This is a genomic window from Kitasatospora sp. HPM-01-4, from assembly GCF_051374625.1.
Classification (GTDB): Bacteria; Actinomycetota; Actinomycetes; order Streptomycetales; family Streptomycetaceae; genus Kitasatospora.
This window is the reverse complement of record NZ_JBPQGP010000005.1, coordinates 908418-921213: the sequence shown is the minus strand read 5'-3', so window position 1 is coordinate 921213 and position 12796 is coordinate 908418. Positions and strand designations below refer to the sequence as shown.

The 12796-nt window shown below is 70.8% G+C and carries 11 protein-coding genes; 4 read left to right on the top strand and 7 right to left on the bottom strand.

Annotation, left to right across the window (positions count from 1 at the left end):
• Positions 1-67: 67 nt before the first annotated feature.
• The 3 genes from ACSMTC_RS03790 to ACSMTC_RS03780 form a co-directional block, all read right to left on the bottom strand.
• The gene (locus ACSMTC_RS03790; protein ID WP_436558205.1) at positions 68-544 is read right to left on the bottom strand and encodes a hypothetical protein; all 477 of its coding nucleotides are present in this window, start codon (positions 542-544) and stop codon (positions 68-70) included.
• A gap of 4 nt (positions 545-548) precedes the next feature.
• A complete protein-coding gene (locus ACSMTC_RS03785; RefSeq protein ID WP_436558204.1) occupies positions 549-5072 on the bottom strand; it encodes a LamG domain-containing protein in 4524 nt (1507 codons plus the stop codon).
• Positions 5073-5343: 271 nt separating this feature from the next.
• The gene (locus ACSMTC_RS03780; RefSeq protein ID WP_436558203.1) at positions 5344-5832 is read right to left on the bottom strand and encodes a hypothetical protein; all 489 of its coding nucleotides are present in this window, start codon (positions 5830-5832) and stop codon (positions 5344-5346) included.
• A 91-nt stretch (positions 5833-5923) separates the two neighbouring features.
• On the opposite strand from ACSMTC_RS03780, the gene ACSMTC_RS03775 reads away from it, so the two are divergent.
• Entirely contained in the window at positions 5924-6343 is a 420-nt protein-coding gene (locus ACSMTC_RS03775) for a MerR family transcriptional regulator (RefSeq protein WP_436558202.1), read from the top strand.
• Here ACSMTC_RS03775 and ACSMTC_RS03770 read toward each other — a convergent pair.
• A complete protein-coding gene (locus ACSMTC_RS03770; RefSeq protein ID WP_436558201.1) occupies positions 6318-6476 on the bottom strand; it encodes a hypothetical protein in 159 nt (52 codons plus the stop codon). The genes ACSMTC_RS03775 and ACSMTC_RS03770 overlap by 26 nt on opposite strands.
• 310 nt (positions 6477-6786) lie before the next feature.
• Between ACSMTC_RS03770 and bla the strand changes: the two genes are divergently transcribed.
• Together bla and ACSMTC_RS03760 are read left to right on the top strand one after the other, a co-directional pair.
• Positions 6787-7770 (top strand): class A beta-lactamase, encoded by a 984-nt coding sequence (gene bla / locus ACSMTC_RS03765; protein ID WP_436558200.1) that lies wholly within the window; start codon positions 6787-6789, stop codon positions 7768-7770.
• 337 nt (positions 7771-8107) lie between these two features.
• Positions 8108-9259, top strand: a complete 1152-nt coding sequence (locus ACSMTC_RS03760) for a D-alanyl-D-alanine carboxypeptidase family protein (RefSeq protein ID WP_436558199.1) — start codon at positions 8108-8110, stop codon at positions 9257-9259.
• Between the two features lie 122 nt (positions 9260-9381).
• Here the strand turns inward: ACSMTC_RS03760 and ACSMTC_RS03755 are convergent, their stop codons facing one another.
• The 3 genes from ACSMTC_RS03755 to ACSMTC_RS03745 all read right to left on the bottom strand — a co-directional run bounded on the left by ACSMTC_RS03755 (position 9382) and on the right by ACSMTC_RS03745 (position 12112).
• On the bottom strand, positions 9382-10500 hold the full coding sequence (locus ACSMTC_RS03755) for a C40 family peptidase (protein ID WP_436558198.1): 1119 nt from the start codon (positions 10498-10500) through the stop codon (positions 9382-9384).
• A 218-nt stretch (positions 10501-10718) separates the two neighbouring features.
• Positions 10719-11567 carry a hypothetical protein gene (locus ACSMTC_RS03750; protein ID WP_436558197.1) on the bottom strand — a complete coding sequence of 283 codons (849 nt, stop codon included), beginning with the start codon at positions 11565-11567 and terminating at the stop codon, positions 10719-10721.
• Complete coding sequence (locus tag ACSMTC_RS03745) at positions 11564-12112, bottom strand: SigE family RNA polymerase sigma factor (RefSeq protein ID WP_436558196.1); 549 nt, start codon at positions 12110-12112, stop codon at positions 11564-11566. The genes ACSMTC_RS03750 and ACSMTC_RS03745 overlap by 4 nt, the downstream gene beginning before the upstream one ends.
• Positions 12113-12233: 121 nt before the next feature.
• Between ACSMTC_RS03745 and ACSMTC_RS03740 the strand changes: the two genes are divergently transcribed.
• Positions 12234-12722: a formylglycine-generating enzyme family protein gene (locus ACSMTC_RS03740; RefSeq protein ID WP_436558195.1), complete on the top strand. Its 489-nt coding sequence runs from the start codon at positions 12234-12236 to the stop codon at positions 12720-12722.
• Positions 12723-12796 lie beyond the last annotated feature (74 nt).

Below are 12796 nucleotides of genomic sequence, written 5' to 3'. Positions count from 1 at the left end.
GAAAAGCACTGACGGCGTGCCGGCCACCGCCCGAGGCGGGGCCCGCACGCCGTCAGTCACCGGAGCGTCAGACGCCGATCACGATCTTCTCGATCGTCTCCGACAGCTCGTCGAAGGCGGCCGTGTGAACGGTCGCCTTCGACGGCTCGATCCGGTAGCGGGCGAAGCGCGGCCAGTCGTCCGGCTCCACCGGGCCCTCGGCCCGGGCGGTCCGGCGCAGCTCGGCCGGCAGGTCGGCCCAGTGGACGGCCTCGTCGAACCGCAGCCCGAACCGTTGCTCGACCCGCCCGGCCAGGCCGGGTGACGAGGCCAGCCGGTGCAGCTGCACCGAGTACCAGCGGCACGCCCAGTCGGGCTCGCCGCCGAAGGTGAACTCCACCAGCCCGTAGTCGATCCGGAGCAGGCGCGTCCCCGGCTGCGTGCCGTGGACCTCGCTCACCCCGTCGCCGAACCGGCTCGTCACCTCGTCGGCGGTGGATCCCGGGCCCAGCCCGAGGAACCTGCCGGTGGACAGGACCTCGGCGATCACGTCGAGTCCGCGCATCACGTCATCCCATCCGCTTCAGGGCATCGATCAGGAACTTCATCTCCACGGCACGATTCTTCTCCGCGCCCCAGCTGCCCGGCTGACCGGGCGGGATGTTCATCTGCTCCATGACCTCGGTCGCGATCGTGATGAACCGCGACCGCAGCTTCGCGTCCGAGCGGACCGCGTCGACGGTCGCGTTGATCTCGGCCTGGGTGGGCAGCCCGGCCTCGGTCAGGATGCCGGCGCCACCGATGCCGCCGTCGGCGGACGGGAAGATCCGGACCTCCCGGCCGTTCTTGAGGTTGATGTGCGCCCCCTTCGAGACCCAGTCCGGGTCCTTCGGGGAGACCCACTTGATGCCGCAGAACTTCTTCGAGGCCCGCGGGGCCGCCAGCATCGGGTGAGCCGCCGCGACGCCCGGGACGGCGCGCAGGTTCGCGCGGCCGGCGACGGCAGGCACGGGGGCGAGGTCACAGGCCTCGTTGGCGGCCTGCCTGGCCTCCGTGATGATCTCACGCAGTCGGTCGAGGGCCCGCTTGGCCATCTCCGACTCCTCGATGAACTTCCCGATGCCCTCGCTGATCCGGATGACGGCCTTGCTGACCGCGGGCAGCTTGCCCGCGACCGCCACCAGGCTGGCGATGTTGAGGGCCGTCCACAGGCAGCTCTCGACGTCCGGGTCGGTGAAGCACTTCTTCGCGTCGGTCACGCCGAGCACGTCGAGCAGGATCTGCCCGCCGTTCTCGACCACCCAGTCCAGGACGGACTTCCCGGCCTCCGCGCGGTCCCGGCGGAACTCGTCCACACAGGTCTGGCCGCACTGGGCGAGCAGCAGCTTCTCGTCGTCACCGCCCAGGTCCGGGCCCGGGTCCTGACCGGCGCTCGAGGCGTTGGCGGCCGCGGCGTCCGCCTGGTCCTTGCGGTCCTGGGCCTCGGCCGCCGCCGCGGCCTGGTCCGCCTGCGCGGCGCTGGTCTGGGCGTTGGCCGCGGCCTGTTCGGCGGCGGTCGCGTCCTGGTCGGCGTTCGAGGCGGCGCCCCGGGCGGTGGCGGCGTCGTTCTCGGCGCTGGTGGCCGCCTGGTGGGCCGCCGCCGCGTCCTTCTCGGCGTCGGTCGCCGAGGCGTTGGCGGCGTCGGCGTCGCTCTGTGCGTCACGGGCGGCCATCGTCGAGGCGAGCGCGTCGGCGTTGGCCTGGCGGTCGTACTCGGTGGTGGCGGCCTCGGCGGTCTTCGCCGCGGCGGCTTCGGCCGCGGCCTGCGCGGCCCAGTCGCGGGCCCGCTGCACGGACGCGGCGGCCTTCGCGGCGTCGGCGGCCGCGTTCGCGGCGAGCTGGGCCGCCGCCTTGGCGTCGGCGTTGGCCTTGTCGGCCAGGGCCTGCGCGTCCTTGGCGGCCTTCGCCGCCTCGTCCGAGCGGGCCTTGGCGACGTCCGCCTGCTGCTGGGCGATGGTCTTGCTGTCCTCGCCGACGAGCACGGCGAGACCGGCCGAGATGTCCGTCTCCCGGTACGGCGTGCCGAGCGAGACCGCGGTGTTGCCGGCGGCGATCGCGCCGGAGGCCGCGTCCCGGGCGGCGGCGGCGTACTGCGCGGCCGCGTACGCCTGACCGGCGGTGCGGGCGCTGTCGGCCGCGGCGTGGTCGGCCGCGATCCGCGAGGCGAGGGCGTCCTGGCGGGCCTTGACGGCGTTGGCGGCCGCGACGTGGGCCTGCTGGTCGGCGTTCTTGACGTTCTGCGCCGCCTGCGCGGACGCCGCGATGGCGTCCGCGGTCGCGGCGTGCGCGGTCGCGGCGGCGGCACTGGTGGTCGCCGCGTCCGCCTGGGCCGCGTCCGCGGCCGCACGGGCCCGCTTGGCGGCACCGGCGGCCTGGGTGGCGGCGGCGCGAGCACCGACCGCGTCCTGCCCCGCCTGGTTCGCCGCGGCCCGGGCGCTGCCGGCCGCGTCGGTCGCCTGACCGGCTGCGGTCTTGGCGTCGTTGGCCGCCTGCCGGCTCTCCTGCGCGTCCGAGGTGCCCTGTGCGGCAGCCGCGGCGGCCTCCAGGGCCTTCTGCCGGGCCTGCAGCGAGTCCCGCTGGTTCTCGGCGGCGACGGCGGCGTCCCGGGCCAGGTAGGCCTGCGCCTCGGCGGTCTTGGCGGCGTTCTCCTTGTCGGCCGCCGTCTGCTCCGCGGTCTGCGCCGTGCCCATCGCGGTGGCGGCCGCCGCCTGCTGCTCCTTGGCCCTGGCCTCGGCCGCCTGGGCCTCGGCCCGCTTGGCGTCGGCCTGGCTGCGGTCCGCCGCCGCGTTGGCGCGCTCCTGGTCGGCGATCTTGCGCTTGGCGTCCGCGTCCGCGGCGGCGGCCTTGGCGGTGGCCTCGGCCTGCTCGGCGGTGATCCGGTCGGCCTTGGCCCTGGCCGCGTTCTGCGCGGCCTGGTCGGCCTGCGCGGCGGCCGCGGCGGCGGCGTTGTGCGCCTGGTCGGCGGCGGCCTGGGCGGCGGCCCGCTGGAACTCCGCCTGCGCGGCGTGGTTCTGGGTGTCGATCAGGGCGTACAGCGCCCTGGAGTCGGCCTGGCCGGCCGAGACCGTGTTCAGCGTGGTCTCGATCGCCTTGGCGGCCGCCTGCGCGGCCGCCGCCGAGGCGCTGGTGACCTGCGCCGACTGCAGCGCGTAGGTCAGCCCGCGGCCGTACGGGGTGCCGTTGGCCAGCGCGGTCTTCCCGGCGTCGGCCTGCGCGGCGTTCGCCTTGTCGGCCTGCGCCTTGGCGGAGGCGGCGGCCTTCTGGGCGATCGTCAGCTGAGCCTGGATCGCCTTCTTGGCGGTCGCCATCGCCGCGGTGGCCTGCGCGAACCTGTCCGGCTTCGGGTAGAAGATGTTGCTCTTCGGCTGGCCCTGCCAGTACTTCTGGAAGAACAGCATCCGGCCGACGATGTACGCCTGCCCCTGGGCCTCGTTCATCGCCGCGGCGGCGGTGCGGACGTCCTGGTTCGCCTGGGTGTCGGCGGCCACGATGTCGGCGCGCTGCTTGGCCATCGAGGCCTGCTCGGCCTGCCACTCGGCGCTGGCGGTGGCGACCACGTCGTCCAGCACGTGGTTCGGGTCCTGCGGGTCGCCGCCGTCACAGGCGGCCCACTGGGTCTTGAGGTCCTCGACCTCCGTGCGGAACTCCAGCGAGTCCTTGGCCGGCGCCTGGGTCGGGAAGCCGCCGAACCGGATGAACCGCGCGACCTCGTACGCCGACCACTTCTTCACCACGTCGTCGCCGGCGTACCAGTGGTACGTGGCCCAGCTGCTCTGCTCGGTGGCCTGGTGCTGGTGGGCTATGGTCAGCGCCTGGTTGAGGGCGGCCTGGGAAGGCGTGGTCGGGCCCGGGCCGTCGAAGTTCTTCTCACCCGTGTCCAGCAGGAACTTCTGCATCGGGTCGAAGTAGTTCGGCACGTTCAGGAAGGCGTTGTAGTCGTCGCCGAACGTGCCGTCGCCGAACGGCTTGGTCACCGCCGCCCAGGCCGCCGGGCGGGCGTTCTGGGCGTTGTCGACCGTCCGGGCGTCGCTCTGGTCCTCGCGGCGGGCGATGCTGAGCGGGCCGTAGCCCCACACGGTGTTCGCGGTGCGGCGGACGTCGGCGGGGGTGCCGTTCAGGGCCTGGGCGGTCAGCGCCTTGACCTTCGGACCGCCCGCGTGCAGCCAGCTGCCGACCGTGCAGCGGTCCTCCCGGACGGTCCCGTCGGGGATCGCCGTGTTCGACGCCTCCAGGTCGGACTGCGCCCGCTGCCAGACCCGCACCTCGGCGATGTTGCCCGGGAAGTACTCGGCGGGCGCGCCCGCGGCCATGCTCCGGCCGACCTCGACGTCGCCGCCGGCATGCCAGGCGGAGGTGTGCGGGGCACGGCCCGCCAGGGTGCCGTTCACGTACAGCCGGATCTCGCCGGCCGTCGCGTCGAAGACGCCCTCCAGGTGGGTCCAGCCGCTGTCGGTCTGGCCGTCCAGCGGGAGCACCGCCGAGCCGGTCACGGTGTCCCAGCCGGCCTGGTCCGCGTCACTGGCCGGGATACCGAACTGCGGCTTCCCGGAGGCGTCCAGGCGCAGCGCGAAGCCGCCGACCCGGCTGCTGTCCTGGCTGATCACCGTCTCGGCGCGGCCGATGCTCTTCGGCTGCACCCAGGCCGCGACGCTGAACGACTGGTTGGTCGCCAGCGGCACCGGGACGGACATGAACTGGTTGGTGCCGTCCAGCACCAGGTGCCGGCGGGTGCCCGAGGTGATGCCCCAGATCGTGCCGTTGTCGGTCGCCTGGTTGGGGTGCGCGCCGTTGTGGTGCACGCCGCGCGGGCCGTTGTCGATCAGGTTGGGGGTGTAGTCCTGCTCGCTCCACTGGAAGTCGTAGTGGGCGAGTTCGCCGTTGACCGGGCCGGACGCCGGTGCCGGGTCGGCCGCCGGCCTGGCGGACGGTGCTGTCGGTGCAGCCTGGGCCACCGACATGGTCAGCGAGGTCGCCGTCACCAGCGCGGTGAGCGACAACGCCCTGGCCAGGTTCCTGCGCGCCCGGCCGGGCCGGGGTGGAACTCTCCTGTGCATGCTGCTGCCATCTCCTGGATGAATGATCCGATTGCCCCAGGAGGAGGCGATCTGTCCACAGCATGGTTATTTCTGACGCAGCGTCAGTTTTCGCGCAGGCCGGTCTGGCCGCCCCCCGTAGGCGACGAAATCCTCACACGCCTCCACAGGTCCATGACACCCCCGATCGGCGGGGTGTCGCCCCCGCCGGGTGGCGGGGGGCTCGGCCGGCGGTGCGGGCGTCCGCGTGGGCGGGTGAGCCGGAAGCGGTCGACCGGCAACGGGTCGCCGCTCACGGCCTGGTGACGGCACGGTAGGTGACGTCGATGCTGCCGCTGCCACGGTCAGCGGGGCCGTCCGTGACTGCGGTGCGCGTCCTCCACCACGGCAGGATCTGAGCAACGCCGAACGCCACCTCCACGGCGAGGAAGGGCCACAGCAGGCGGGGAGCGCCATGGGCCATCGCGAATGCTTCCCATGCGGCGAACAGCGTGCGCGCCGCGCCGTCGAACAGTCCGTGCATCGGCAGCGGCCTGACGATCCGCAGCAGCGCCCAGACGACCACGACTGAGCCCATCAGATTCGCGTACAGGCCCTGCACCGGGTCGAGGGGTGGCAGCACGCCCAGCCCGAACGCGTTCCCCAGTGACGAGAGCGTGTCGTGCATCAGCGCGTAAGTCCACGGCGTCGCGAATCCTGCTGTGGCGATCAGGTCGTACCAGGCACTCGCGCGTACGACGCGAAGGTAGGCGCGGTGGGAAGGGGCGAGAAAACGGGTCATGGCGAGGCTCCTGCTGGTCTCACGGCAGCGACGCCTCACGGTAAACAGTGGAGTATGGTCCAAGGTCAAGCCCACAGCCTGACGGAGGACCATGCGCATCGGAGAACTGGCCGGGCAGGCGGGGGTCAGCAGGGACACCATCCGGTTCTACGAGAAGATCGGCCTTGTGGCAGGCCGACGGCAGGCGAACGGCTATCGGGAGTTTCCGCCGGAGACAGTGACCTGGCTTCACTACGTCCGTACCGCGCGGACACTCGGTTTCTCGCTGGCCGAGATCGCACGGCACGGTGAGGAACTACGCGACGCGGCGGACAGCGCCGGGGCATTGTCCGCACTGTTCGAAGAGAAGATCCGGCTCATCGACGCGCGCATGGCCGAGCTGGCCGCCCTGCGGGCCGACCTCGAAGCGCGTGCCGGTACCGGCTGCCCGTTGCGGGCGGACAGCCAGGCTGACCGGGACGCCCGTTCGACGGATGCGGTGCCACCTACTGCTCCCGGTGATCCGAGGTGAAGACGGCCAGCACGGTGGCGACCGGCGCCCAGGCGGCGAGGGCGGTGCAGACGCCGGTCGCCGTCCACGGCCATATCGCCGTGGTGGCCTGCTTGTAGCCGATGCGCCGCCAGGCCTGAAGGACCGGCCGCACCGAAGGAGATCAGCGCCAAGGCCACGCCGAGGACGGTCGTGGTCGCGGTGATCAGCGCCACCTTCGCGGCCATCACCGAACGGCGAGCCGGGACGGCCGTGAAGGATCTCGTGCACGAGTGCGGCCTCGGCCGCCGACCGCTCGGCGCGGCCCCGAGCCCTGGCCCGCCAGGCGTAGTAGGTCTTGAGACGAGGCCGTCTCCCTGGCAATGACTACGTACAGTGATGTCGGAGGGGGTGGATGGGCCGCACGGTCGGGCGACTTCTGGCGGTTGGGAACGGATTCGTGTGGCGCTGCGTCCCCATAAGAGATGGATGAGCATGGATGTCCCGAAATGGCAGTATTACGCCCGGTGGCCTGCACGAGCAGAGGAAGACACTCAATGGATATACGGCCGAGTCGGCGTGGGGTTCTCGCCGGAGCCGCCGCGGCGGCTCTGACCGCTGCTCTCCCCACCGGAGGAACAGCCTTCGCGCAGGGCACGGTCGGCGACGGGATCGTCGGGCAGTTGCGGGCTCTTGAGCGGGCGCATTCCGCGCGGTTGGGGGTCTTCGCACACAACGCGGCAACCGGTCGATGTGTGCGGTACTGTGCGGGCGAGCGCTTCCCCATGTGCTCGGTGTTCAAGGGCGTCGCCGCCGCGGCCGTCCTGCGGGACCTCGACCGGGACGGCGAGTTCCTCGCCAAGCGCATCCGATACACCGACGCGGACGTCGCAGGGCAGTATGCCCCGATCACGGGTACGGCCGAGCACCTTGCGAACGGTATGACGGTCGAGGAGCTGTGCGCCGCCGCGGTCAGCTACAGCGACGGGACCGCCGGGAACCTCCTGCTGCGGGAACTCGGCGGCCCGACGGCGATCACCCGGTTCTGCCGCTCGCTCGGCGATCCGACGACCCGCCTCGACAGGTGGGAGCCGGAACTGAACTCCGCGGAGTCCTGGCGCGTGGAGGACACCACCAGCCCAGGAGGGATCGCACGGACGTACACCCGGCTCGTCCTCGGTGACGCGCTCACCCGCCAGGACCGCCGGCGGCTGACCGGATGGCTGCTGGACAGCACCACCAGCGGAGAGCGCTTCCGTGCCGGAGTCCCCGAGGGTTGGCGGACGGCGGACAAGACCGGATCCGGCGACTACGGCACTGCCAACGATGTCGGTGTCGTCTGGACCGCGGACGGCTCACCGATCACCCTGGCCGTCCTCACGACCAAGCCCGACGCCACCGCCGACACCCCCTGGGACAACCCTCTGGTCGCCGACGCCACCAAGCTGCTGGTCGCAGCGCTCACCTGAACCGCACCGCCACGAGCGTATGAAGCCGACACGGCTCAGTCGGCTCGATTCCGGCCGAGCCGTGTCGATGAGACCCGGTCTGCGTACGGCCGTGGGTGGCGCCCATGCCAGACCCGGCACTGAGGAGTAGTAAGCGACGATGATGGACGACCTTTTCGGTTCCCGCGGCTCGGCGAAGCCTGCCGTGTCGGCAGACGGGGCGGGTCCCGGGTGGACGACGCGCCGGACCACACGGCGCGGGCTTGTGCGGAAGGCCGCGATCTGGGGCGTGCCGGCGGTGGCGCTGAGTACCGTTTTCGGTGTCGTCCAGGAAACACGGCCGCTACCGGCCCTGACCTTGGTACGAGGCGACGCGGAGCCGTCGTTCTCCTTCCCCGGAGGCACGTTCTCCCCGCCGTGGCCGGACCACGGACAGGCCGCGGTCACCGTCGCCGGATCCGGCGCGGTCGGAGTCTTCGGCGAGCAGAAGCCCGTGCCCACCGCCAGCGTGGCCAAGATCATGACGGCCTACGTACTGCTGCGGGACCACCCCCTGAATGACAGGAACGACAGCGGGCCGCAGATCACCATCGACGCGAAGGCAGTACAGGACGGCACCCTCAAGGACGAGTCGCGCATCGAGGGACTCACGGCGGGACAGCAGTTCAGCCAGCAGGACATGCTCAAGATGCTGATGATTCCCTCGGGCAACAACATCGCCCGGCTGATCGCACGATGGGACACCGCATCCGACTCCGAGGCGGCCTTTGTCTCCAAGATGAACGACGCCGCGCGGGAGCTGGGACTGGAAAACACGACCTACACCGATCCGAGCGGCCTGGACGAAGGGACCGTCAGCACCGCGGTCGACCAGCTGAAGCTCGCCGAGGCGGTGATGAAGTTCGACGCCTTCCGCCAGGTCGTCGCCATGCCCAACGCCGACATCCCGGGCCTTCCCCAGCGGATCAACAACAACAACGACCGCCTGCTCCTGGCCGGCCTGAGCGTGCGGGGGATCAAGACCGGCTCGAACACCGCGGCCGGCGGAGCCCTCTCCTGGGCGGCCTACAAGACGGTGGGAGGGAAGGACCAGCTGATCCTCGGCACCATGCTGGACCAGCACGTCCAAGGAGCAGACCCCTACGGTTCCAACAGCCTGGTCCTGGTTCAGGACAACAGCAAGAAGATCATCGAAGCCGTCCGCAACGCCCTCGCGTCAGCCACCGTCATCAGAAAGGGCCAGGTCGTCGGCTACATCGACGACGGGTTGGGCGGTCGGACGCCGGTCGCGGCGGCCGAAGACCTCAACGCGGTCGGGACTCCCGGTCAGCAACTGGACATCACGCTCGGCAACCAGGGCGCACCCCTGTCGCACGGAGCGAGAGCCGGAACCACAGTGGGCACGGTGAAGGCCGGCAGCAGACCGGACGCCCCGTCAGTACCGATCGCCTTGGTGAAGGACCTTCCCGCACCGTCCTTCCTGGCGCGGCTGACCCGGGTGACATCCTGATCCCGGCGTCGGCAGCGGTGGGGCGATGTCAGCTGACGCAGCGTCAATCTCCGCTACCCGGTCCTGTAATGGCGTGGACTGTGGGGTTGTAGAGGGGTGGTGGTCGGTGGAGCGTGCCCTTGTCAGATACGGATGATCGCTGCGATTGGCAGGAGGGTGGCGCCCAGGTACTGGACGGATTTGCCGGGACGTGGCGCGTGGATGATCTGGCCGCCTCCCACGTACATGCCGACGTGGCTGTGGTCGTTGAAGTAGATGATGAGGTCGCCGGGGCGGGCGTTGGAGATGTCGGTTCCGATGTTGTTGCCGGCCGAGGCCTGTTCCTCGGAGGTGCGCGGCAGGGCGATGCCGGCTTTGGCGTAGGCCCATACCATCAGACCTGAGCAGTCGAATGAATCCGGGCCGACGCCGCCCCGTTCATAGGGTTTGCCTTCTTCGGCCTCAGCGGCGGCGACCGCGGCTGCCGCGTACGAGCCCGTGGCGGTGCCGGCGCCTTTGGTGGTCCTGGAGTTCTCGCTGCCGCCGTTGGGGCCGGTGCGGCTGTCGCTGCGTGAGGCGCGGGTTTGGGAGGCGGTGTCGGCGGCGGCCTTGGTTTTGGCATCGGCGGCGGCTTTGGCGTCGGCCTGGGCCAGTTGGTCGCGCTCCTGCTGTGTCAGGGAGTCGAGCAGGGCTTGTGCTTTGGCCAGTTTTGCCTGGACCTCCTCCTTGGCCGCTTTCAGGTCCCTGGCGGTGGCGTCCAGGTCCGTCAGTTTCTGCTGTGCTTCGGCCCTTTGCTGGTCGAGCCTGCTCTGCTCGCTCCTGAGTGCCTTGAGCGCATCGGCTTGTGTCCGGCCGGCGGCCTGGGCCGACTCGGCCTTGGAGAGGAAGGAGTCCGGGTTGCTGGAGAGCATGAACTGAACGGTGGGGGATATGCCGTTGTTGCGGTACTGGTCGGCCGCGATCTCGGCGAGACCGTTCTGGACGGTGCTCACCCGCGCCTGCTGGCGTGCCATCTGGTTCTGCAGGTCGTTCGCCTGCTTCTGCAGGGTCTGCTGCTTCTCGGTGGCCGCGTTGTACTTCTCGGTGGCGGCCTCGGCCTGGTGGTAGAGCTGGTCGAGCTGGATCTTGACCTCGTCCTTGGTCGGGTTCGGGTCGGCGTGCGCACCGGTCTGGGAGGAGAGGGCGACCGCGGTTGCGGCAGCGGCGGTCACGACCGAGACGCGTGTGCGGCCTGCGGGCTTGGGGCGGCGGTGGGATGCCACGGAGACAGGCTCCTTTCAGGGAAGGTGTAGATGGTGGAGGTTTTGGCAGCGGCACCGTGCTCGGCCTGTGTGTCGCCCCTCCTGTGGCGAGGTCTCAGGCGATGCCTGAAGGTCAGGGTCACTTCTCGTTCGGTACTCGCCCGCATCGGTGGCGGTGCGAATGCCGCTGTCGTGGCTGCAGGCCCGCCCTACCGCGGCTGCGGCAGTGGCGGCCAGGATCATGACGCGTGCGCGGCTTGCGGACTCGGCGCGGTGGTGAGCAGTGAGGCGAGTCCTCCGTTGGTGATGTCGGTCGCGTCTGTGGCCAGTCGGTAGGTGGTGCTGTCGTCTGGTGCGTCGCATCCCACCGTGACCGTATCGGTGACCTCGAGCGGCGTGTTGATGAGCAGCACGCCGGGGGGCCGTTCCTGCCAGCGGAGCGGTTGGCCGTACGGGCCGAGGCTCAGCTGTCGCTCTCCGGTGCAGGGCGGGGCCATGACGGTCACGATGCGCGCGGGTGTCGTGCCGATTCCGGCGTCGGTGGAGAAGGCGATCGGTGCCCTTGGCGCGGTGGGGGCCGGCTGGTCGGTGATGAGATGGAGCCCGGCCCAGGACCAGGTGCCCGCGGCGTCCGGCGGGTAGCCGGATACGAGGGCCAGTCGCTGTTCACCGTCCGGCTGTCGGCCGGCGAGCAGGTAGACGGTCTTGGTCCCAACCGCGCCTTGGTGCAGGAGGTAGACCTCGGTGTGCGGTCCTGACCCCTGGGCGTTCCAGAAGGCGGTCAGCGCGGTGGGGGCGGCCGGGGCGGTCGACTGCCACCAGGGCGTGGCGCTGGGGGCCGCTGCTGTCCTCCGATCAGCAGCGGGAGCCGTCACGTGGGCTGGGCCGGTGGAGACGGTGATCAGGGCGGTGGCCAACAAGCCCGCGGCGCAGGTCGCGATGCCCGCGGCGAGTACGGCCCGACGACGGTCGCGCCGCGCGGCGATACGGACTCGAACCTGATGGTAGAAGTCGGGCGAGGGCGCCTCCGACTGGGCGGCGAGCGCCTCCAGACCCGCTTGCAGTCGCTGTTCGAACATGTCGCTCATCGGGTCGCCTCCCGGCCCAGTCGCAGCACAACGTCCACGGCCGGCGTGGCCGCGCTTTGCCGTTCCAGCGCGGCGCGCAGTTGGTTCAGACCACGGGAGGCCAGGCTCTTGACATTGCCTACCGAGCAGCCGAGGGTCTGGGCCGCCTCCTCGAGTGTGAGCCCGACGTAGTGCCGCAGCACCACTGCCGCCCGGGTACGAGGGGCGAGCTCGGCCAGCGCGCGTCGCAGCAGATCACGGTCGTCGACCGCATCCGAACCCCCTCCATGACCGGTCTCCGGCGGGTGCAGGGTGAAGAACTCCTGGAACCTGCGCAGGCGCATCGCACTGATGTGGGTGTTCACTATCGCGGTGCGCACGTAGGCCTCTTCCCGTCCTTCGGACGTGGCCCTGTCCCAGTGCCGGTAGCAGTTCGCCAGTGCGGTCTGCAGCAAGTCCTCGGCGTGACCGCGGTCGTTGGTGAGCAGGCGACACATGCGCAGCAGCGCCGCGGAGCGCGTCACGACGAATTCCTCGAACAGTGCCTCTCGTTCGGTCCGTCGCACGCTGTTCCTCCATGTTCCCGCGGTGCCGGATTGCCACCGCACCCCTTGTCAACGCCACTGCCGCTGAGCGGGTTGTACTGACATAGTGTGATCACCGTCACGCGACTTGCCGCGCGGAGCGTTGACAGCTGAGCGGCGGACGGGGCGGGAGTACGCCGCCCGCGGCCCTGCCGGGCGTCTGTGGCCCTGGGGCGACGACTGGAACCCGCACCGGGCCGCCAGCGCCGAGCACCGGGCCGGCCGCGCGATCACCAACGGGCCGACATGGCGCACCTGGTGGGCCGAACACCACGCCGCCGCGCAGCTGCCCAGCACCTCGGCAGTCGGCACCCCGGCCGGAGGCGAGTCATGCTGCGGCGCCGCCGACATGGCCGGCAACGTCCAGAAATGGACCGCCAGCACCTACCAGCCCTACGACCCGACCCGAACCTGCGGCGAGCTCTACGACCACCTCTTCGGTATCTACAAAATCCTCCGCGGAGGTGGCTGGACGGCCTTCCGCTTCCAGATCCGCGCCGTGGAACGAATCGCCGCAGGTCCCCAGTACAGCAACTTCACCACCGGATTCCGCTGCGCCGTAGACCTCGCCCCCGCGAAGTCCGCGGTGTAGTCAACGCGCCAGCGCAGCAACCCGGTTGAGCGATCGCAATGGCGGCGACCCCTCAACACGCTTCGATATGCTCA